Source organism: Finegoldia magna (genome assembly GCF_018371055.1).
GTDB classification, from domain to species: domain Bacteria; phylum Bacillota; class Clostridia; order Tissierellales; family Peptoniphilaceae; genus Finegoldia; species Finegoldia magna_I.
The window spans coordinates 1-2,466 of record NZ_JAGYZD010000241.1 but is presented as its reverse complement, the minus strand read 5'-3'; the positions used below and the strand labels follow the sequence as shown (position 1 = coordinate 2,466).

The 2,466-nt window shown below is 35.0% G+C and carries 2 protein-coding genes; both read left to right on the top strand.

The features are described 5' to 3' along the window. A partial coding sequence (gene gcvPB, locus KHW44_RS08560) for an aminomethyl-transferring glycine dehydrogenase subunit GcvPB (protein ID WP_304068450.1) occupies positions 1-1,291 on the top strand: 1,291 nt, incomplete at its 5' end. Continuing rightward, positions 1,291-2,466, top strand: a 1,176-nt coding sequence (locus KHW44_RS08555) for an NAD(P)/FAD-dependent oxidoreductase (RefSeq protein WP_304068447.1), incomplete at its 3' end; no start/stop codon positions are given. The genes gcvPB and KHW44_RS08555, both read left to right, overlap by 1 nt.

The window sequence follows — 2,466 nt, the reverse complement described above, 5'->3', positions numbered from 1 at the left end:
CTATACTAATCTTTCAACTCTAAACTTCGGCGTAGATACAGGTATGTATCCATTAGGATCTTGTACAATGAAGTACAACCCTAAAATAAATGAAGAAATTATAGCAAATCCAAAACTTGCTCGTCTTCACCCAAAACAAGACGATTACCAAGTTCAAGGTGCGTTGGAAGCAATGTACACTTTACAAAAATCATTATGCGAAATCTCTGCAATGGATTATATGACATTGCAACCAGCAGCAGGTGCTCATGGTGAAATTACTGCTATTACAATCTTCAAGAAATACCACGAAGTTAATGGTAATTCTGAAAAGAATGAAATCATAGTTCCAGACTCAGCCCACGGTACTAACCCAGCAACAGCTGCAATGGCTGGATACAAAGTAGTAGAAGTTAAATCAAACGCAAATGGTGTAGTTGACGTTGAAGACTTAAGAAAAGTTGTAAACGAAAAAACTGCTGGTTTGATGTTAACTAACCCTAACACTTTAGGTTTATTTGAAACTAAAATCAAAGAAATCGCTGAAATAGTTCACGAAGCTGGTGGATTACTATACTATGATGGAGCAAATGCTAACGCTATTTTAGGACATGCTAGACCAGGGGACATGGGATTCGATGCAATCCACTTCAATGTTCACAAAACATTCTCTACACCACACGGTGGTGGAGGTCCAGGTGCAGGTCCTGTAGGTGTTAAGAAATTCTTAAGAGACTATTTACCAAAACCAATCGTTGAAAAAGACGGAGATAAATATTTCTTAGATTACAGCATGGAACATTCTATCGGTAGAATGAAAGACTTCCAAGGTCACTTTGGAATTTTAATGAGAGCATTGACTTATATCCTAACTATGGGTAGTGACGGATTGAAGTGTGCATCTACTACAGCAGTATTAAATGCAAACTATCTACAAGCTCAATTAAAAGACGATTACAACTTACCACACGACTTCATCTGTAAACACGAATTCGTATTAGGCGGATTAAAGGATGATTGTGATGGACAAGTTAAGACATTGGATGTAGCTAAGAGACTGTTAGATATGGGATTCCATCCACCAACAGTATACTTCCCATTAATCGTTCATGAAGCATTAATGGTAGAACCTACTGAAACTGAACCAAAACAAACTCTTGACGAATTCGTAGCTGCAATGAAACAAATTGCACAAGAAGCAAGAGAAAACAAAGATATATTATTAGAAGCTCCTATTACAACTGTTGTTAGAAGACCTGATGAAACAGAAGCTGCTAAGAAGTTAATATTGACTTACAAAAAAGGAGAATAATGACTAAAGATATCATTATTATCGGCGCTGGACCTGGTGGCTATGAAACAGGCATCAGGGCATGCCAGCTCGGTTTAAATGTAACTTTAATCGAAAAAGCTGAAGTAGGTGGTACATGCTTGAACAGAGGATGTATACCTACTAAAACTTTATGGAAAATTGCTGATTTGTACAAAGAAATTAAAGAATCAGAAACTTTTGGAATTGAAGTTAATGACCATAAATTATTAGCCGATAAAATTAAACAAAGGAAAACAGAAATTATCGAAAGACTTAGAAGTGGTGTTGAATACCTTTTCAAAACTTACGATAATTTAACTTTTATTAGAGGAGAAGCTAGTTTTAAGGATAATAAAACAGTTATTGTGAGGACTTTAGAAGGAGAAACTAAAGAACTTACAGCTGATAAAATTATCATAGCTACTGGATCAAAAGATTATAAGCCAACAAATATTGAAGGTATTGACCACCCTAAAGTTTTGACATCAACAGGACTTTTGGAATTAGAAGAAATTCCAAAATCAATGGTTGTTATCGGAACTGGCGTAATAGGAATGGAATTTGCATCAATTTATTCACAATTTGGAACAGAAGTTACTGTAGTTGGTAACAAACTTTTGAAAACTGAAGATGGCGAAATCCAAAAACGTCTAAAATCAATCTTGAAAAGCGATACTTTGAAGTTTGTAACAGGAGTATATGCTAAGAAAATTGTTGAAGAAGACGGAAGACTTAAAATTATTAGTCAAAAAGTTGGCAAAGATAAATTCGAAGAAACTTATGCAGATTACGTTCTTGTAGCAAGTGGAAGAAGCAGCAATATAGATAATCTTGGACTTGAAAACACAGATATTAAAACTGAAAAGAACGCTATTGTTGTGGATGAAAATCTTCAAACAAATGTAGAAGGAATTTACTCCATCGGAGATTGCGTTTACAAGAATACGCAACTAGCACACGTTGCAAGTAATCAAGGTAAAAATCTTGTAAGAGTATTTTCTGGAAAAGAAAAAAATATCAACATGGATATAGTTCCGGCAGTTGTGTTTACTGTTCCTGAAATTGCATCTGTAGGATTAACTGAAGAAAAAGCAAAAGAACAAAACATCGATTATGTAACAAGCAAATTTATGTATCAAGCTAACGGTAAGGCATTGAGTTTGAATGCTACAGAA